The organism is Vibrio sp. Vb1980 (assembly GCF_033338615.1).
Lineage (GTDB): Bacteria > Pseudomonadota > Gammaproteobacteria > Enterobacterales > Vibrionaceae > Vibrio > Vibrio alginolyticus.
On record NZ_JAWOSZ010000008.1, the window covers coordinates 17,506 to 36,829 of the forward strand.

19 protein-coding genes and 1 other RNA gene are annotated in these 19,324 nt (G+C 44.2%); 10 read left to right on the top strand and 10 right to left on the bottom strand.

Annotated elements, in window-relative coordinates:
- The first annotated feature begins 70 nt into the window (after positions 1-70).
- The 5 genes from R7F64_RS13650 (at position 71) to mscS (ending at position 7,036) form a co-directional block, all read left to right on the top strand.
- Entirely contained in the window at positions 71-2,029 is a 1,959-nt protein-coding gene (locus R7F64_RS13650; RefSeq protein ID WP_005380999.1) for a ligand-gated channel protein, read from the top strand.
- A 135-nt stretch (positions 2,030-2,164) separates the two neighbouring features.
- Positions 2,165-3,202 carry an erythrose-4-phosphate dehydrogenase gene (gene epd / locus R7F64_RS13655; RefSeq protein WP_005384545.1) on the top strand — a complete coding sequence of 346 codons (1,038 nt, stop codon included), beginning with the start codon at positions 2,165-2,167 and terminating at the stop codon, positions 3,200-3,202.
- 151 nt (positions 3,203-3,353) lie between these two features.
- On the top strand, positions 3,354-4,514 hold the full coding sequence (locus R7F64_RS13660; protein WP_005384547.1) for a phosphoglycerate kinase: 1,161 nt from the start codon (positions 3,354-3,356) through the stop codon (positions 4,512-4,514).
- A gap of 154 nt (positions 4,515-4,668) precedes the next feature.
- On the top strand, positions 4,669-5,745 hold the full coding sequence (fbaA, locus tag R7F64_RS13665) for a class II fructose-bisphosphate aldolase (protein WP_005380996.1): 1,077 nt from the start codon (positions 4,669-4,671) through the stop codon (positions 5,743-5,745).
- 424 nt (positions 5,746-6,169) lie between these two features.
- The gene (gene mscS, locus R7F64_RS13670; protein WP_005380995.1) at positions 6,170-7,036 is read left to right on the top strand and encodes a small-conductance mechanosensitive channel MscS; all 867 of its coding nucleotides are present in this window, start codon (positions 6,170-6,172) and stop codon (positions 7,034-7,036) included.
- Between the two features lie 47 nt (positions 7,037-7,083).
- On the opposite strand, the gene R7F64_RS13675 is transcribed toward mscS, so the two are convergent.
- Both R7F64_RS13675 and R7F64_RS13680 read right to left on the bottom strand, forming a co-directional pair.
- The gene (locus R7F64_RS13675; protein WP_005380994.1) at positions 7,084-7,566 is read right to left on the bottom strand and encodes a YbaK/EbsC family protein; all 483 of its coding nucleotides are present in this window, start codon (positions 7,564-7,566) and stop codon (positions 7,084-7,086) included.
- A gap of 26 nt (positions 7,567-7,592) precedes the next feature.
- Positions 7,593-8,222, bottom strand: a complete 630-nt coding sequence (locus tag R7F64_RS13680) for a LysE/ArgO family amino acid transporter (protein WP_318071793.1) — start codon at positions 8,220-8,222, stop codon at positions 7,593-7,595.
- Positions 8,223-8,369: 147 nt separating this feature from the next.
- On the opposite strand from R7F64_RS13680, the gene R7F64_RS13685 reads away from it, so the two are divergent.
- Both R7F64_RS13685 and R7F64_RS13690 read left to right on the top strand, forming a co-directional pair.
- On the top strand, positions 8,370-9,266 hold the full coding sequence (locus tag R7F64_RS13685) for a LysR family transcriptional regulator ArgP (protein WP_318071794.1): 897 nt from the start codon (positions 8,370-8,372) through the stop codon (positions 9,264-9,266).
- A gap of 208 nt (positions 9,267-9,474) precedes the next feature.
- Positions 9,475-10,167: an oxidative stress defense protein gene (locus tag R7F64_RS13690; protein WP_318071795.1), complete on the top strand. Its 693-nt coding sequence runs from the start codon at positions 9,475-9,477 to the stop codon at positions 10,165-10,167.
- Positions 10,168-10,238: 71 nt separating this feature from the next.
- Here R7F64_RS13690 and serA read toward each other — a convergent pair whose 3' ends face one another.
- The 5 genes from serA to R7F64_RS13715 all read right to left on the bottom strand — a co-directional run bounded on the left by serA (position 10,239) and on the right by R7F64_RS13715 (position 13,562).
- Positions 10,239-11,471 (bottom strand): phosphoglycerate dehydrogenase, encoded by a 1,233-nt coding sequence (gene serA / locus R7F64_RS13695; RefSeq protein ID WP_318071796.1) that lies wholly within the window; start codon positions 11,469-11,471, stop codon positions 10,239-10,241.
- A 274-nt stretch (positions 11,472-11,745) separates the two neighbouring features.
- On the bottom strand, positions 11,746-12,402 hold the full coding sequence (gene rpiA, locus R7F64_RS13700; RefSeq protein WP_318071797.1) for a ribose-5-phosphate isomerase RpiA: 657 nt from the start codon (positions 12,400-12,402) through the stop codon (positions 11,746-11,748).
- 53 nt (positions 12,403-12,455) lie between these two features.
- Positions 12,456-13,055, bottom strand: coding sequence for a 5-formyltetrahydrofolate cyclo-ligase (locus tag R7F64_RS13705; RefSeq protein ID WP_005384552.1), 600 nt, complete (start codon positions 13,053-13,055; stop codon positions 12,456-12,458).
- A 5-nt stretch (positions 13,056-13,060) separates the two neighbouring features.
- Positions 13,061-13,245: non-coding RNA, 6S RNA (ssrS, locus tag R7F64_RS13710), on the bottom strand.
- 8 nt (positions 13,246-13,253) lie between these two features.
- Entirely contained in the window at positions 13,254-13,562 is a 309-nt protein-coding gene (locus R7F64_RS13715; RefSeq protein ID WP_005384553.1) for a cell division protein ZapA, read from the bottom strand.
- A 249-nt stretch (positions 13,563-13,811) separates the two neighbouring features.
- Here R7F64_RS13715 and R7F64_RS13720 point away from each other — a divergent pair, with 249 nt between their 5' ends.
- The 3 genes from R7F64_RS13720 to R7F64_RS13730 are packed head-to-tail and all read left to right on the top strand — an operon-like array spanning position 13,812 to position 16,832.
- Positions 13,812-14,390 carry a YecA family protein gene (locus R7F64_RS13720; RefSeq protein WP_033907447.1) on the top strand — a complete coding sequence of 193 codons (579 nt, stop codon included), beginning with the start codon at positions 13,812-13,814 and terminating at the stop codon, positions 14,388-14,390.
- Positions 14,391-14,413: 23 nt separating this feature from the next.
- Positions 14,414-15,592: a 2-octaprenyl-6-methoxyphenyl hydroxylase gene (gene ubiH / locus R7F64_RS13725; protein WP_318071798.1), complete on the top strand. Its 1,179-nt coding sequence runs from the start codon at positions 14,414-14,416 to the stop codon at positions 15,590-15,592.
- 31 nt (positions 15,593-15,623) lie between these two features.
- A complete protein-coding gene (locus R7F64_RS13730) occupies positions 15,624-16,832 on the top strand; it encodes an FAD-dependent 2-octaprenylphenol hydroxylase (RefSeq protein WP_017633554.1) in 1,209 nt (402 codons plus the stop codon).
- Positions 16,833-16,897: 65 nt separating this feature from the next.
- Here the strand turns inward: R7F64_RS13730 and R7F64_RS13735 are convergent, their stop codons facing one another.
- The 3 genes from R7F64_RS13735 to ygfZ form a co-directional block, all read right to left on the bottom strand.
- A complete protein-coding gene (locus tag R7F64_RS13735) occupies positions 16,898-17,104 on the bottom strand; it encodes a DUF1107 domain-containing protein (protein ID WP_005380970.1) in 207 nt (68 codons plus the stop codon).
- A gap of 639 nt (positions 17,105-17,743) precedes the next feature.
- A complete protein-coding gene (locus R7F64_RS13740; protein WP_054575410.1) occupies positions 17,744-18,217 on the bottom strand; it encodes an aminoacyl-tRNA deacylase in 474 nt (157 codons plus the stop codon).
- Positions 18,210-19,178, bottom strand: coding sequence for a tRNA-modifying protein YgfZ (gene ygfZ, locus R7F64_RS13745; protein ID WP_213962113.1), 969 nt, complete (start codon positions 19,176-19,178; stop codon positions 18,210-18,212). Before ygfZ ends, R7F64_RS13740 begins: the two co-directional genes overlap by 8 nt.
- Positions 19,179-19,324: the final 146 nt, after the last annotated feature.

Consider the following 19,324-nt stretch of genomic DNA (forward strand, 5'->3'; position numbering starts at 1 on the left):
ATGCATCTCATTCTATTTGTGAATAATTCACTTTCGAAAATAATAATCATTATCAATTATGGAGATGTAGATGTCTACTCTTAGACTGCCAGTTATTACCGCAACTGGTATTTTAGCCTTCGTCAGTGTCCCTCATGTTTTTGCCAATGATGCAGTTTCTAAAATGGAAACAGTGGTTGTAACTGCATCAAGTTATGAGCAATCTCAAGCGGACGCGCCTGCAAGTATTAGTGTGATTTCACGTGAGGAGTTGGACTCCCGTTATTACCGCGATGTGACTGATGCACTAAAAAGTGTGCCAGGTGTTGTCGTGACAGGTGGTGGTGATACCACCGACATTAGTATCCGTGGTATGGGTTCTAAATACACTTTGATACTGGTCGATGGTAAACGTCAAAGTACGCGTGAAACTCGTCCAAATAGTGACGGCCCTGGTATCGAACAAGGTTGGTTACCTCCTCTTCAAGCGATTGAGCGAATCGAAGTTATTCGTGGCCCAATGTCGACGCTTTACGGTTCTGATGCGATTGGTGGTGTGATTAACGTCATCACACGAAAAGATGCGTTAGAGTGGACGGGTAATGTTCAACTGGGCACGGTACTACAAGAGAATAGCCGCTCAGGTGGAGAGCAGAGCGCGAACTTTTTCGTTAATGGTCCGTTGGCTGAAAATTTATCTCTCCAAGTATATGGTCAGTACACAACCAGAGAAGAAGATGACATCGAATACGGTTATGAAGATAAAGATATGCAGAGTATCTCTTCAAAACTGACTTACCAGATTAATGAGCGCCACTCGGTACAATTAGAAGGTGGCACGTCGGCACAAAGTCGTCGTGGCAATGTGGGCCTTTCAGTGCCGACCACTGGGTGTCGTGGAGGGTGTGAAGATTCACTGAATGAATATCGTCGTAATTACGTAACGGTAAGCCACAACGGTGATTGGGATTCGATTGGCATTTCAGATACTTACTTACAGCGAGAAGAGAGCGAGAACAAATCTCGTGAGATGACGATCACCAACACCACGTTCAAATCGAGCTTGGTGACTGGTATCGGAAACCATACGTTGACGACGGGTGTGGACGCCACTCATGCAGAGCTTGAGGATTTCACCTCCAACAAAGCGTCATCGAAGACTGAAACATCGAATACGCAGTGGGCTGTTTTCATTGAAGATGAATGGAGAATAGCTGATCCGTTTAGCGTTACGCTTGGTGGTCGTCTAGATCATGACGAAAACTATGGCGCGCACTTTAGTCCACGTGTTTACGGTGTATGGCGAGTTGATCCGTCTTGGACGGTGAAAGGCGGTGTGGCAACAGGTTTCCGTTCTCCACAATTACGTGAAATTACTCCTGGCTGGGCGCAAGTCAGTGGTGGCGGTAATATCTACGGTAACCCAGATCTTGACCCTGAAACGTCGCTAAACAAAGAAATCAGCGTCTTGTATCAAGGTGATTCTGGCTTAGATGTCTCTTTGACAGCGTTCCATAACGAATTCAAAGACAAGATCACACGTGTTGTTTGTCCAGACACTATCTGTACTGATGGTCCAAACCAATGGGGAGCAGATCCAACGTACCGTATTAACGTGGATGAAGCCGTCACACAAGGTATTGAAGCGACCTTAGCATCGCCGTTAACGGAAACCATTTACCTTAGCTCGAGCTACACATTTACCGACTCAGAGCAAAAAACAGGTGAATACAAAGGCATGCCGCTGCAGCAGTTACCAAAGCATCTGTTTAATGTGGATGTGACTTGGCAAACGACAACGGATCTAGAGAGCTGGGCGAAAGTCACGTACCGAGGTAAAGAAATGGATCCGGTTACTGGCCCATCAAGAAACAGTATCGTAGAACCAGCTTATACCTTTGTGGACGCCGGTGTGACATACCAGTTAACCGACAATACTCGTATTAAAGGCGCTATCTATAACTTGCTGGACGAGGAAATCAGTTACGAAGAATACGGATATATTGAAGATGGTCGTCGCTACTGGTTAGGTTTAGACGTCGCATTTTAATTATCTATCGTTGTAATAAGGTCGAGCATAGTCTCGACCTTTTTTAATCCTGCTTTACTGTGATTCAACAGGTGCGTTTGTCAGCCTGATCAGGTAGTATCTGTGACACGAAATTTTTGGTAGGGCGAAGGATAAATGCTAAAGGTTGCGATCAATGGATTTGGACGTATAGGTCGTAATGTTCTGCGAGCGGTGTATGAAAGCGGAAAACACCAGCAGATCAAGGTTGTGGCGGTAAACGAACTAGCACAGCCAGAGGCGATGGCACACCTACTGCAATATGACACCAGTCATGGTCGCTTTGGTAAAAAAATTTCCCATGACCAAGAACATTTGCATGTTCATCATGACAGCGGTGAATATGATTCCATTCGCATTCTCCATCTCTCCGAAATCGAATTACTTCCTTGGCGTGATTTAGAAGTTGATATCGTCTTGGATTGCACTGGCGTATTTGGTTCGCAAGCGGATGGGCAAGCGCATATAGAAGCTGGCGCTAAGAAAGTACTGTTTTCGCACCCGGGCGCAAACGACCTAGATAATACGATTATCTATGGCGTGAACCACGAAACTCTGAAAGACGAGCACCGTGTTGTCTCCAATGGCTCTTGCACCACCAACTGTATCGTTCCCATCATTAAAGTATTAGACGAAGCCTTCGGCATAGAGTCTGGCACCATTACCACAATTCATTCGTCCATGAACGATCAACAAGTAATTGATGCGTATCATAACGACTTACGCCGTACCCGCGCTGCAAGCCAATCTATTATTCCGGTGGACACTAAGTTGCATAAGGGGATTGAAAGAATCTTCCCGAAATTTTCCAACAAATTCGAAGCAATTTCTGTTCGTGTTCCAACGGTTAACGTCACTGCAATGGATTTAAGTGTCACAATTAGTACAAATGTGAAAGTTAATGACGTAAATCAAACCATTGTTAACGCATCTCAGTGTACATTACGTAACATTGTTGACTATACTGAATCGCCACTCGTTTCCATCGACTTTAACCACGACCCCCATAGTGCGATTGTGGATGGAAGCCAGACTAGAGTGAGTAACGGGCAACTCGTAAAAATGCTCGTTTGGTGCGACAACGAATGGGGCTTTGCTAACCGGATGCTGGATACTGCCTTAGCAATGCAAGCTTCTTCGCAAGTGGAACAGTAATGACGAAGAAGTGATGGAGAATTTTTATTTCTAGCCTTGAAATAAATCCATAATATCTCCATATCTATAACCAGTTTGAAGAATTAACAGGCTTGGCAGGGTTGCCGAGTTTTCAAAAACTTTAATTATTAAATATTTGAGAGGACACATCATGTCTGTAATCAAGATGACTGACCTGGATCTTGCAGGTAAACGTGTATTTATCCGTGCTGACCTAAACGTGCCAGTAAAAGACGGTAAAGTAACTTCGGATGCACGTATCATCGCATCTCTTCCAACTATTAAGCACTGCCTAGAAGCAGGCGCTAAAGTAATGGTTACGTCTCACCTAGGTCGCCCAACTGAAGGTGAATACGCTGAAGAGTTCTCTCTACAACCAGTTGTTAATTACCTAAACGACGCACTAGATTGCGAAGTGAAGCTAGCAAAAGACTACCTAGATGGCCTAGAGCTAAATGCGGGTGAACTTGTTGTTCTTGAAAACGTTCGTTTCAACAAAGGCGAAAAGAAAAACGACGAAGAGCTATCTAAGAAATACGCAGCACTATGTGACGTATTCGTAATGGACGCATTCGGTACGGCTCACCGTGCTCAAGCATCTACTCACGGCGTTGGTATGCACGCAGACGTAGCATGTGCTGGTCCTCTACTAGCGAACGAACTAGAAGCGCTAGGCAAAGCAATGGACAAGCCAGCTCGTCCAATGGTTGCTATCGTAGGTGGTTCAAAAGTTTCTACTAAGCTAACTGTTCTTGAGTCTCTATCTAAAATCGCTGACCAACTCGTTGTTGGTGGTGGTATTGCTAACACATTCATCGCAGCTGCTGGCCACAACGTTGGTAAGTCTCTATACGAAGCAGACCTAGTTGAAACAGCTAAGAAGCTAATGGACGAGTGTGCAATTCCAGTAGCAACAGACGTTGCATGTGCGAAAGCATTCGACGAGAACGCAGAAGCTGAAATTAAGCACGTTTCTGAAGTACAAGACGACGACATGATCTTCGACCTTGGTCCAGATTCAACTGCTGAACTAGCTGAAATCCTTAAAAACGCTAAGACTATCCTATGGAATGGTCCAGTAGGCGTATTCGAATTCAAGAACTTCGAAGCAGGTACTAAAGGTATCTCTGAAGCTATCGCAGCTTCTGAAGGCTTCTCTGTTGCTGGTGGTGGTGACACGCTAGCGGCTATCGACAAGTTCGGTATCAAAGCGGATGTATCTTACATCTCTACTGGCGGCGGCGCTTTCCTTGAGTTCGTAGAAGGTAAAGTTCTTCCAGCAGTAGAAATGCTAGAAGCACGCGCTAAGTAATTAAAGCAAAGCGGGGGAGTGATTCTCCCGCTTTCTTGTTTGCTGCAACGTGTGAGGAACTCTGCTAGAATAGCCTCAGTTGTGAGCAAACGTTTGCAAGATTTTCAACTTAACAAGTTTTGTTTAAAAACGACAGATAAATAGGATTACATCCATGTCTAAGATCTTCGACTTCGTAAAACCAGGTGTTATCTCTGGCGATGACGTTCAGAAAGTATTTGAAGTTGCAAAAGAAAACAGCTTTGCACTTCCAGCAGTAAACTGTGTGGGTACTGACTCTGTAAACGCAGTACTTGAAGCAGCTGCAAAAGTTAAAGCTCCAGTTATCGTTCAGTTCTCTAACGGTGGCGCTGCTTTCTTTGCTGGTAAAGGTCTAAAACTTGAAGGTCAAGAAGCTCAAATCCTAGGTGCTGTTGCTGGTGCGAAATACGTTCACGCTGTAGCTGAAGCTTACGGTGTTCCAGTAATCCTACACACTGACCACGCAGCTAAGAAACTACTTCCTTGGATCGACGGTCTACTAGACGCTGGTGAAGAGTACTTCGCGCAAACTGGTAAGCCACTATTCTCTTCTCACATGATCGACCTTTCTGAAGAGTCTCTAGAAGAGAACATCGAAATTTCTGCTAAGTACCTAGAGCGCATGGCTAAAATGAACATGACTCTAGAAATCGAACTAGGTTGTACTGGTGGTGAAGAAGACGGCGTTGACAACTCTGATATGGATGCGTCTGAGCTATACACTTCTCCAGAAGACGTTGCATACGCATACGAGAAACTAAGCGCAATCAGCCACCGTTTCACTATCGCGGCATCTTTCGGTAACGTACACGGCGTATACAAGCCAGGTAACGTTGTACTAACTCCAACTATCCTACGTGATTCTCAAGCGCACGTTTCTGAGAAATTCGGTCTTCCAGCGAACTCTCTAAACTTCGTATTCCACGGCGGTTCAGGTTCTTCTCTAGAAGAAATCCGTGAATCTATCGGCTACGGTGTAATCAAAATGAACATCGATACTGATACACAGTGGGCTACTTGGGATGGTATCCGTAAGTTCGAAGCTGAAAACCACGATTACCTACAAGGTCAGATCGGTAACCCAACTGGTGAAGATGCACCAAACAAGAAGTACTACGATCCACGCGTATGGCTACGTGCAGGCCAAGCTTCAATGGTTACTCGTCTAGAGCAAGCATTTGCTGACCTTAACGCAGTTGACGTACTATAATCGTTACTGATTAAGTTACTTAAAAACCCGCTCTTTGAGCGGGTTTTTTTATGTCTATCATTTTCTTCCCCTCTGCTTTCTCCCGATATTTTTATGCGTTAGATTGTATTTGCTAGTGAGATATCTCACCTTTAACGTTTTTTTAAAGAAAACATGGGAATATCAGTCTTAAGAGTGGCGAAATCAGAGTGCATTGCGTAACCTGTAACAAGTCAGTGTCAGAAAGCTCTGATAAAGTCTTGTTTTGCATATCTTTGCGAAACTCTGACTTTGAAAAAAGTCAGAGTTGGGATATTGTGCCAAAAATCTGACACTGTTCAGTGGAGCAATAGGGATGTTGTTTTAGAAAAGAGCCTTTAAAAAACAAGGTTCATAAATTAACGGCAATTGGATTTATATCTCTTTATTTTTGAGGATAAGAATTATGGCAGGTGAATCGGTGGGTATCGATACCACTTTAACGGATGGTCTAACTCAGGCTGAAACTTGGCTGACAAACAATTCAGATCTACTGGTTCAGTACGGTGTGAACATTATCTCTGCGCTGCTTATTCTGTTTATCGGTAATCTTATCGTTAAGGCAGTCGCTGGTAGTGTTTCTAAAGTACTAGAAAAGAAAAACATGGATAAGGCCGTCGTTGAATTTATTCACGGTCTTGTTCGTTACTTGCTATTTGTAATCGTGCTAATCGCGGCTCTTGGTCGATTAGGAGTTCAAACCGCTTCTGTTGTTGCTGTGATTGGTGCGGCAGGTCTTGCTGTTGGTCTTGCACTACAAGGTTCACTATCAAACTTTGCAGCAGGCGTACTTATTGTTGCGTTCCGTCCATTCAAATCAGGCGACTACGTAGAAATCGGCGGTGTAGCGGGTAGTGTTGAAGCAATTCAAATCTTCCAAACCGTTCTAAAAACACCAGACAACAAAATGGTTGTTGTGCCTAACTCTTCAGTTATCGGCGGTGCCATTACTAACTACTCTCGCCATGCGACACGACGTGTCGACCTAGTGATTGGTGTTTCATACAAAGCAGACCTTAAACTAACGAAGAAAGTGATTCGTGAGACGCTAGAGAAAGATCCACGTATCTTGAAAGACCCAGATATCACAATTGGTGTACTTACGTTAGCAGACTCTTCAGTTAACTTTGTGGTTCGTCCATGGGTGAAAACTGCAGATTACTGGGGCGTATACTTTGATGCAATGCAAGGTATTAAAGAAGCATTGGATGAAAATGGTATCGAGATTCCATTCCCACAAATGGATGTTCACCTGAACAAAGTCGACGCTTAATCAAAAGCAGTCGATATTCGAAAGCGAGGCCAATAGGCCTCGCTTTTTTATATTTCGTAAAGGGTGTGATGACCAGCAAGTAAGAGGCGTTTTAGATGTTTACCTGCAAATCCAAATGTGAACTCAGGTAAGCCAGGCGTATAGAGCAACTCTTGATGTTGATAGAGATTGGTATCAACAATGATAGTGATGTATTCCGGTAAGCCTATTGGGCAAACCGCGCCGGGTACGCAACCTAACACTTCGACCATTTCATCATCATTACAAATAGAGGGACGTTTACCTGTAATCGCTTTAATCTGCTTGGCATCGAGGCGCGAGTCCTTATCTGTCAGATAAACCGCGTAACCTTGTCCTTTGAGTGTTAAAAAGAGGCTTTTGGTATGCGTACCCGTCCAACCAAGCTCTCTCGCAATGCGTATATCTGTCTCAAAGTCTAAGATGGCTTCGTGCTGCCATTCCCGAAAAGGAATAGAGAGCGCGTTGAATCGCTCTCTATTGTTGTTATAAATACGTTTTAGTGACTCCATGTCTTTGCTGCCTTACTACCTGGTGATTACCAATACTCATCAATAAGCTCACTCGCTAAGATATACGCTATTGTGAACATCATCATTGCGATTGCAATGTCGATGGTTTTTTTCACTTTTGGTTTAGAGAGTGTTGGACCTAGTTTGGCTGCTCCTATCGATAAAGTGTAGAACCAAACAAAGGAAGCCATAATCGTACCTAGTGCAAAAGCAATGCGATCATGGCCTTCAAACTGTCCACCGATCGAACCTAGAATAACGACTGTATCTAAATATAAGTGCGGATTAAGCACAGTGACAGCTAACGCACCTAGAATAACCGTTCGACGACCTCGATCTACGATCTCCCCTTTTGATTCCGATTCACTCTCTGGCTTAAAAGCACTTTTTAGCGAGAGCAGTCCATATAAGCTCAAGAAAGCAATACCACCAAGTGTCACCGACGTCAGTAAGATTTCATTTTGAGACAGAATTGCACCACCACCAAAGATACCTAGAGAGATGAAAATCATATCTAGCACGCTACAAATAGTGGCGGTTGTTAGGTGGTGGTTACGCTTTATGCCTTGATTCAAAACATACGCATTTTGCGCGCCGATCGGAATGATCATTGATGCTCCTAAACCAAAACCTTGCAATAGAACCCACAAGCTCACACTTCACCTCACATCAAAATAACAAATACATTTACAGAGAGGGGAAAGATAAAGCGTTTATCTAAATAAGTATAATTAATGATTTTAATCTTACATTAGATAGACTAATTTAACGGGAGGCGTTTGATCAGGAGTGAGAGGGAAGGTATGCGAGGGTTAGATTACAAATGGATTGAGGCATTAGACGCTATAGTTTATCAGGGTAGCTTTGAGCGTGCTGCCGAGCATTTATTTGTTTCTCAATCCGCCATTTCTCAACGTATCAAGCAGTTAGAGAAGTTTCTCGCGCAGCCTGTTTTAATTCGAAGCCAGCCACCTAAGCCAACGCCAATTGGTAAAAAATTGTTGGGTCTTTATCGGCGAGTACGCTTGCTAGAGCATGAAATTCTCCCCGAACTAAAAAATGATACCAGTACGCGACCTGTGCAACTCTCTTTAGCGACTAATGCAGATAGCCTTGCAACATGGCTACTGCCAGCGCTGCAAAATGTTATGAAGCAGCGTCAAGTTGAACTAAAACTGACTATCTATGGTGAATACCGCTCTATTGAAAAACTCAAAAGTGGCGAAGTGACAGGAGCGATCAGCTTGGAGCCCCAGCCAATTCCCGGATGCAGAGCAGACTATTTAGGTCGCATCGATTATGTTTGTGTCGCGAGCCCAGAGTTCTATCAGCGTTATTTTTCTAAAGGCGTAAATAATCAGACATTGGCAAAAGCACCGGCCGTTTCATATGACCAATATGATGATCTACATAAAACATTTCTTACCGAGCATTTTAACGTCAATCCTGACAGCGTTATTCATCACAACATCAGTAGTTCTGAAGCGTTTCTAAAAGTGGCGTTAGCTGGTGTTGCTTATTGCTTGATCCCCCGCTTGCAAATTACCGACGAATTAGACAGAGGTGTGTTGGTTGATGTGACTCCAGGTTTTTTAATGTCCCATCGGATTTATTGGCACCACTGGCAGTTAGAAACTGGGGTATTACAAGAAATCTCACACGCGATAGTGGGGTATGCGCAGCATCATCTACCTCAATAAGTTTGTCAGAGCTGCATATCGTTAACTTAAGTATGTTTTGTTTAAAAATTACGCCAATGTTACATAGTCAAAGTTGTGTTAGAAGTCACTATGGGTGCTTGGATAATCGGCGGAAGTTTCTATTATGAAACCACACGCTTTCTCAGCCATGATAGTGATGTTGGAATCTGAGATTAAGTACTTAATTTTGTATGGATGGATTTATTGAATGAAATTGTATTCATTTTTGCTGGCTTCAGCAGTCAGCCTTACCAGTGCTTCAGTTTTGGCGAATACGCCAGAGTTTGCTCATGTTACGACAACGGGGTATGGCGAAGTGACGGCCACACCTGATATGGCTACGTTTTCTGTAAAAGTAGTCGATACGACAATGACGGCTGAACAAGCGAAATTGTCCGTAGATAAAACCGTTGAAGAGTTTCTAAAAAGCTTGTCGGATGCCGGCTTGTCAAAAGACAATATTACTAGCTCGAATTTATACCTTGCTCCTCAGTACCATTACCCTAAATCAGGAAAAGCAGAACTTGTTGGGTATCGAGCATCTCGCAGTATTGATGTCACGGTGACGGATCTGAAAAACCTTAACCAATACCTAGATATGGCGTTAGAAGCGGGAATTAATCAGGTTGATAATATTCAACTTAAGGTAAGCAACCAAGCCGAGTATCAGCAAAAGGCACGAATGGCTGCGATTAAGGACGCAAGAGAAAAAGCAGGGTCATTAGCGACTGGTTTTGAGAAAAAGTTGGGCGATGTATGGCAGATCAATTACAGACAGATGCACGTTCAGCCTGTGTTAATGCGTTCAATGGCGATGGATAGTAAAGAAGGAGCGAATAGCTACCAAGATTCAACTATGATCATTCGCGATCAAGTCGATGTCATTTATAAGCTAAAGTAAGGCTTAGCAAACAGTAAAAAGCAAAAGGCAGGGAGTCATAACCCCTGCCTTTGTCGTTTCTGTTTCACTGTTTAGTGCAGGATACGAGCACGGATTGTGCCTTCAATGTTTTTGAGCTTTGTTAGAGCTTCTTCTGAGCGTCCAGTTTCAACGTCGATCACTACGTAGCCTATTTCAGCGGCTGTTTGTAGGTACTGCGCGGCAATGTTAATGCCTTCTTCAGCAAAGATGGTGTTGATCTGAGTTAGGATACCAGGACGGTTCTTGTGGATATGAAGCAGACGAGAACACTCACCACTGTGTTCTGGTAATGACACTTCAGGGAAGTTTACGCTTGAAAGTGTCGAGCCATTATCAGAGTACTTAGCCAGTTTACCCGCCACTTCTAAGCCGATATTCTCTTGCGCTTCTTGCGTTGAACCACCAACGTGTGGAGTGAGGATGACGTTATCGAATTTTTGTAAAGGAGACTCGAACGGGTCAGCATTCGTTTTTGGTTCAGTTGGGAATACATCAATTGCAGCGCCGGCAAGGTGACCAGCTTCTAAGCTATGGCAAAGTGCAGGAATATCCACAACGGTGCCACGTGCCGCGTTGATAAAGATGGAACCTGGTTTCATTCGAGCAAATTCAGCTTCACCCATCATGTTTTTCGTTTCCGGTGTTTCGGGAACGTGCAAAGAAATCACATCACATTTGTTCAATAGTTCACTCATGGTATGTACTTGCGTCGCATTACCAAGGGACAGTTTGTTCTCAATATCGTAGTAGTAAACGCGCATACCTAAGTTTTCGGCAATAATACCAAGCTGCGTACCAATGTGACCGTATCCGATAATGCCAAGGCACTTACCACGAGCTTCGTAAGAGTTGTCTGCACTTTTCTTCCAAATACCGCGATGTGCAAGTGCATTCTTTTCAGGAATACCACGCACTAGTAAAAGGATTTGCCCAAGTACAAGCTCTGCCACGCTTCGAGTGTTAGAGAATGGTGCATTAAAGACAGGAATACCGCGTTTTGCTGCTGCATCTAGGTTTACTTGGTTAGTACCAATACAAAAACAGCCAATTGCAACCAGCTTGTTCGCCGCATTGATTACCTCTTCGGATAGGTTCGTACGGGAGCGGATACCAATGAAGTGCACGTCTTTTACCGCTTCAATTAGTTCTTCTTCCGGAAGGGAACCTTTATGGTATTCAATGTTGGTATAACCAGCTGCTTGAAGAACTTCAACTGAAGAAGGGTGGAGTCCCTCTAACAAGAGGATCTTAATCTTTTCTTTTTCCAGTGAAACTTTGGCCATTTTTTCTCGTCCTTAAAATGGAAAGGTGGGCTAATGTGGCGCACATTGGGCAAAACTATTAAAAAGGGGATAATTAACAGTTTTGTAGGAAGACAAACGTTTCCCTGTGCGTCTTCTGTTCAATAAAGTAACAAAAAAAAATTGCTTTGGGTAAGAAAATTACGGAATAAGAGATAATTTTCTTATAGAAAGGAATAAAAAACGGTGCCTTGCAGCACCGTATGTAATGAAATAACAGAAAAGTGAACCAGATAGGTTCATTTTGGGCTGTTATTTATTCTTCAATTTTTGCACCTTCTGGTGTGCCAGTGATCACTACGTCTGCACCACGATGAGCGAAAAGACCCACAGTCACCACACCAGCGATGCCGTTTATTTTGTCTTCCATTTTTTTCGGGTTGGTAATTTGCATATTGTGCACATCCAGAATCACGTTGCCGTTGTCAGTCACAACGCCTTCACGGTAAGCTGGATCACCACCTAGTTTTACCAATTCACGAGCCACGTAAGAGCGTGCCATTGGGATTACTTCAACAGGCAATGGGAACTGGCCAAGTACGTCAACTGCTTTAGTGCCGTCAACGATACATACGAACTTATCAGAGATTGCTGCGACAATTTTCTCACGAGTCAGAGCCGCGCCGCCGCCTTTGATCATTTCACGTGCTGGGTTTATCTCATCTGCGCCATCAACATACACATCCAGCTTCATTACATCGTTACACTCGTATACTTCAATACCAAGCTCTTTAAGGCGCTCAGTTGAAGCGACAGAGCTAGACACTGCACCTTTAATATCATCTTTGATAGTGCCTAGTGCATCGATGAAGTGATTCACGGTAGAGCCAGTACCAACACCGACAATGCTGCCTTTCTCAACATATTTTAGTGCTGCCCAACCAGCCGCTTTTTTCATTTCATCTTGAGTCATGCCAATCTCCTGAATAGATGTTCGTTAACGTTTGCGGGCGTGATTATAGCGGCTTACTTGTCACTTTCCCATTGCCATATTTGGCTTGGGGTCACGATCTTAGGTAATGGAATATCCCAGCTTTCAATTGGTAAGCGTTCTACATGTTGGCAGTCATGAGCGATACCGACAGGTTTAGCACCCTCTCCAGTTATAAACCAACGTGACAGAGTACGATCGTAGTACCCTCCGCCCATGCCTAAGCGGTGTCCGATACTGTCGAACCCAACTAAAGGCGTGCAGATTAAATCAAGCTGGCGAACGGGTTTGAGGTGTCTGATATCGAGCTTGGGCTCTAAGATGCCGTACTTGTTGTAGACGAGCTGTTCATCACTTATATACTGAAGAAACAGTAACTGACCTTTAGAAAAGGGATGGATGACGGGCAGATAAACCGATTTTCCCTGTTGCCATAACCATTCAATGAGCGGTTTAGTATCAAGCTCACCGTCTGCAGAAAGGTAGATGGCAATATGTTGCGCCTGATCGATTTCAGGAAGTTGGGAAAATTGAGTAATAAGGTCGATTCCCGCTTGGTATTGCGTATCACTGCACAGAGCGTTGCGCTTTTCACGAATCAGTTTGCGGAAGTCTTGTCGAGAGAGGTCTGACATAGAGAGAATACCCCAGGGTGCCGTTGAGGATTGTGGCCCTTGAACCAGCTGGTTCAAGGCGGATCAGCAATGACAACCGTAGGCTTCTCGGTGCATGCCGAGCTTGCTCAATAGTTACCAAATACTAACCCTTAGGTATTGCTTATCGGCTCAGGGACTTAAATCCTGCTGACGCACACCCCAGGGTAAATTTTGTATTTACTGCTGTCCTTGCGTAACTTTGCTTAGTGCGTTCTCTAAAGACGCGGTGAGCTTTTCCATTCGCTCAGTAATTTCTTGCTGTTGACCATTGGATTCGTATGACTTGGTGTGCAACTCATAGCAAATATTCAATGCAGCAAAGGTCAGCAGTTGGATTTCATTGGTTACCTTAGTACGTTCGCTCATTTCTTTCAATCGGCGATCCAGATCTTTTGCCGCTGCAACAAGAGACTCTTCTTGTCCTGTCGGACAATTCACTCGTGTAAGTTTGCCTAATATTTCAACGTCGATCGCTTGATTGCTCATGATGAATAAACTCTATATTCGCGCTATCTAAGGTGTTGCTTCATACAACTACCGAGGAGCAAACTATAGGAAAACCGCTATTAAGATTCAAGCATTTCCCATCACAGAAAGAGAAATGATGACGAGATCACACAGGAATTGGGCAAATTGAACAAATGCTGTCCAAAATTGAATTTGATAGCCGTTTCAGACCACTAACCTTGATGGTAGGATATACCAATACATTATTACGCAAGAATGAGCCAAGTTATGAGTGAAATCACCCTTCCTGAATACCAATCTATTGCTGCTGAACTGCAATCTGCAAGCCTAGCAGTAACACCGGCGGAGTTACATGGCTTATTTGTCGGCATGTTAAGTGGTGGATTGGCGATCAATGATCAAACTTGGCAGCCTATTCTGTTTGACTACACCAATGATGGTATGGGTTGGCCTTCTACCGCACTAGCTTTTGCTCAAAGCGTATTCACTGTTACTGTCAATGAACTAACTGGCACGTCGATGGAGCTGTCTTTATTATTGCCAGATGAGCCAGGCGAAGAAGGCTTATTCGCATTAGCCGACAGTGTGTCCGACTTTGTAAACCACTTTATTTCTGGGCTAGGTCTAGCAGGCGTTGCGCTTAATAAAGCATCTGATGACGCTAAAGAAGCACTGGCTGACCTAGAAGAGATTGCCAAATTAGGCATCGATGAAGATGACGATCTTGGTGAACAAGCGCAATTGCTAGAGCAAGTGATTGAGCACATCAAAGCTTGCGTACTAACGATCCATGCTGAATTTGGTGTTCGTCCTGAAAGCAGCGACAAAAAACCTACTATTCACTAATCGTAGACCGTCCAGAGGTTAGTATGAAGCAATATGATGTAGTCATTGCTGGTGGTGCCATGGCTGGTGCAACGTTAGCATTGGCGATTGACCATTTGTCTCAGGGAAAGCTCCGCATTGCCGTCGTTGAGCCTTTTAAAGCACAATCAGATATGCACCCTGGTTTTGACTCTCGCTCAATCGCATTGTCTTACGGTACTGTCAATCTGTTGCGTCAACTACAGCTCTGGACGTCAGTAGAACCGTTTGTCACACCCATTGAACATATCCACGTTTCTGACCGTTCTCATGCTGGGATGACGGAGATTACCAAGCAAGAGGTTGGGGTTGAAGCTCTAGGGTATGTTGTAGAATTAGCCGATGTTGGGCGTGTATATCAAGAATTATTAGACAGCAGCGAGTCAATTACGCTGTTTTGTCCTGACTCCGTTACCGATATCGAGCGCGAGCAAAACTGTACCCATGTGACGTTGAAAAGTGGTGAGCAACTTGAAGCAAAACTGCTGGTGGCTGCAGATGGTGCTGTTTCGACCTGTTGTCAGAAAATTGGTCTAGAACTTTCTGAGCAAGATTTTGAACAAGTGGCTGTCATTGCCAATATTGTGACTCAAGAACCTCATCAAGGTAGAGCCTTTGAACGTTTTACTGAGAATGGCCCTGTTGCTTTATTGCCAATGAGTGACAATCGAATGTCCTTAGTTTGGTGTTTGCACCCTGAAGAAGCCCAAGCCGTTCTTGAGTTATCTGATCAAGCATTTCTCCAGCGTTTACAGAACGATTTTGGTTGGCGTTTAGGCGCGATGAAAAAAGTGGGGCGTCGTGCAAGTTACCCATTACTTCTTCGTCATCGAAAGCAAAATATTTCACATCGCTTTGCGATTGTTGGAAATGCGGCACAAACGCTGCACCCGATAGCTGGACAAGGCTTTAATCTCGGTATTCGCGATGTAGTCTCACTAGCAGAAGAAATTGTACAGCAAAGTGAGGATGTGGGTCTTTATAAAGGCCTGATGCGCTTTAGTCAACGTAGAGAAGCAGATCGAAGCGAAACTATTTGGCTAACCAGTGCCTTGGTGCATGTTTTTTCAAATGATTTACCCGCGATGCGAATTGGCCGAAATACTGCCTTAGCAGCGATGGATAACCTTTCTATTTTTAAGCAGCCGCTAATACGCCATACACTTGGTTTGGTAAAACGATGAACGGCCGCACTGAATTAGGTAATAAAAAGCAATGATGCAAAGTGTAGATATCGCCATCATCGGCGGAGGGATGGTTGGGTTGGCACTTGCTGCCGCGTTCAAAGACAGTGATCTGCGTGTCGCCGTTATTGAAGGTAAAGTGCCAGATGATTCGTTGAAAGAATTACCCGATGTTCGTGTGTCTGCGCTGAGCCGCTCTAGTGAGACGATTTTGCGTAAACTTGGTGCTTGGCAGGGCATAGAACAGCGCCGAGCTTCGCCTTACCATGGCATGGAAGTATGGGAACAAGATAGCTTTGCCAGCATTGAATTTAATGCACAAAGTATGGCACAACCTGATTTAGGGCATATTGTTGAGAATCGTGTGATTCAACTTGCGCTGCTTGAACAAGTCCAAAAGCTCGATAACGTCACGATGTTTATGCCCGCACGTTGCGCGACTCTCGCGGTCGGTGAGCAAGAAAGCTGGCTGACGCTCGATAATGGCCAAGCCATGACCGCTAAATTAGTGGTCGGAGCCGATGGGGCGAATTCGTGGCTTCGCCATCAAATGGATATTCCATTAACGCATTGGGACTATGGTCATCATGCTTTGGTCGCGAATGTCAAAACTGCTATGCCACACAACAGCATTGCGCGCCAGATATTTACTCCTCACGGACCGTTGGCATTTTTGCCAATGTCGCAACCAAATATGTGCTCTATTGTTTGGTCCACGGAGCCAAATCGAGCAGAGCAGTTAGTGGCGATGAGTGAACATGATTTCAATAAAGCGTTGACGAGTGAGTTTGATGCTCGACTTGGTCTATGTGAAGTAGTGGGAGAGCGTGCTGCGTTTCCTTTGAAAATGCGCTATGCGCGAGATTTTGTCGTCGAGCGAGTCGCGCTGGTTGGTGATGCGGCCCATACCATTCACCCATTAGCGGGGCAGGGTGTGAATTTGGGTTTATTAGATGCGGCCAGTCTTGCTCAAGAGGTGTTAGCACTTTGGAAGCAGGGACAAGATATCGGTAGTAAACGCAACCTAAGAAGCTACGAGCGTTGGCGAAAAGCGGAAGCGGCAAAGATGATCGCTACTATGCAAGGGTTTCGAGATTTGTTCTCTGGCGAGAACCCAGCTAAGAAGCTTGTTCGTGGCATTGGCTTGAGTTTAGCGGGGCAACTGCCGGGAGCGAAAGATGAGATCATGAAGCGCGCGCTTGGTTTAAAGGGACACTTGCCGGATCTGGCGCGTCAGTAAGTGCAAAGCGAACTTCAAATACACAAAAGGCTGGTTAATCCAGCCTTTGTTTTATCAACATTTTGCTAAGCATATGCGCATCGGAGTTTCATTATTTCTTGATTGATCTCTTTGACCGCTCGGAAATGGCGTTGCTCTGCTTTCTCCGGCAGTATTAACTTACCGTTATCAAACTCGAATCTACCGACCCCGTAAATATAAATTCTTCCTTTAAAAAGACGACTTATATGTTTAGCAATCATACTTGGTGTATAGCGCTTAAACAGTCTCATATTTACTTTCCTTTTATCTAACCTAGCCTAGGTATTCTACGTTCTGGACGCGAAAATTATTGTGACAGCAATAGTATTAAATACAGATGTAGGGTGTTGCGTCAGAGAATTGTGTTGTCTTAGACAATTTGACAGTGTCATCTCTTAAATAGCGTGAGGATTACCCCAAAAATAACCTCTCTAAAGGAACCCTTACGCCAATACACTTCTTTTTACGTGACGCATTAAGCAATAGTTTTGTTACAGAATTAAGAATAGAACGAAAACGGTTGTTTGCTAGTTGTTTCTATTAAGGTCGTGCTTCGCGTAACACACTTTACGTTCTAACGATTAGAGGAAATGAAAGAGAAAAAGTTCCACGTAAAAAAAAGCCCGCTTCAGCGGGCGAATAGTCACAGATGCATTACACAAAAGTGGATAACTAACTGCATGAATGCTGTCACTCAGCTAGCTGACTCACTTTATATTGGTTAAGTGCTTGTTTGAAACTTAACCAACAAATTCAGCATATACGAGTTTTATTCTTGTGACTATTTATGTTTTATATGTGATTAAAAATTCTTATGTCTATTTTTGTAGATATGAGCGAGATCACGCAGTGATAGAAACACTACGTGTTATTACATTGTTTTTAGACGATTAACGACAGATCTCAGCTACGGTCGGCTGACACAATTGGATAAGATCTTGGATAGAAAGCGCCAGTCCAGCCATGCGATCGCCACTGCTGATCGTGACTTCCTGTTCTTCTAGTAAGCTAGGGTCGAACACGATTGGCATATGACGTTTGAGTAGCAGAGGAGTGACAGTACCAATTTTGTAACCAGTGATGGACTCAACATCGGCTTGATCAACACAAGTCATCCGGCGATATTTCAGTAACGAGCGCACTTTTTTGGGATCAACGCTACGATCACCTGGCGCACAGGCGAGTGCATATTGATTACCCATGTCTCGTAGCAAGATTGCTTTCACCATTTGAGAGGGGCGAATGCCGCGTTGGTGCGCGGCATCCTCAATGGTGGTTGCTGGTCTTTGATGCGGTAACAGACGAAACGGAATGTGTTGGTCTGTGAGAAATTGCATCAAAGGAGTATTGATTGTATTACTCATCATCAAGACTGTAAGGCAGTGATTCGATTGTCCATTCACATTCTGGTTGCGCAACCAAACGAAGACGAGTGTCTTCATCGAGATTATTAGGCAGTACGATCAGGCCAATCGCGTGATTGTCACTGAACTGGTAGTGATTTAACAAAGCACCTACTGAACGCCAGTTTTCACCTACGCTGCGTTCGAGCTCAATTGGTTCGTCACTGAATGGAGCAGAAGTCGCACCTTTTACGATATACATCGCACGTTTATTGGTACCGCGATACTTCGCTCGTGCTACCGTTTCTTGTCCCGTGTAGCAGCCCTTTGTGAAGCTTATGCCTCCTAAAGCTTGAACGTTGAGTGCTTGTGGAATGTGAGCATTCTGCGCGGATGCAGAGACAAATGGTAAACCTGCCTCAATATCGAAACGATTCCAAAGCTCATTTGTCGTAAAGACAGCGTCGGTAGTTTCAACGATTTGCTGTGCTTCTGGCGCACTTAATATCAGTAACCAGCGATCTTGTGCAACTTGCACTGCTGTGCCACCGTCAACTGGGCGAACGCTGCCAGTTGTCTTGCTCATTGTTGAAATGAATTCGTCGGCTTTGACGCCAGCAACGCCTAAGATAACGTCATCAGAGGCTTCAATCGTTACTTTAGAGAAAATGGCGTATTTCTTTATTTCACTAAGTTCTACGTCAATCGCCGATTTTGGTTGGATCATGCCGTAGCCATCATAATGATGGAAAAGGCGGAACACGCTCCACACTTTTCCTTTCGCATCACAATGTGCGCCCAGTGTTGATTGGTCTTGTTCTAAAGAAACAACATCGCAGGTAACCTGACCTTGTAAGTATGATTTTTTATCGTCACCGATCATGGTGATCATGCCGAAGTTATCCAGCAGTGAGATAGATAACTCTGGAAGTGCGTCTTGAGTTGAGAGAGGTAATGCTGAAAAACGAGTTTGCCATTCCATAATTACAATGCCTTTTGAAGATATTTTTCCGCTATGTTATACCCAAATAACCTTGAGATACTAGGGGAGCGATTTACGAATCAACATTTGTCTGCTTTCACTATCGTATTGTGACCCGCACACTAGTGACGTAGCACATCCCTTGT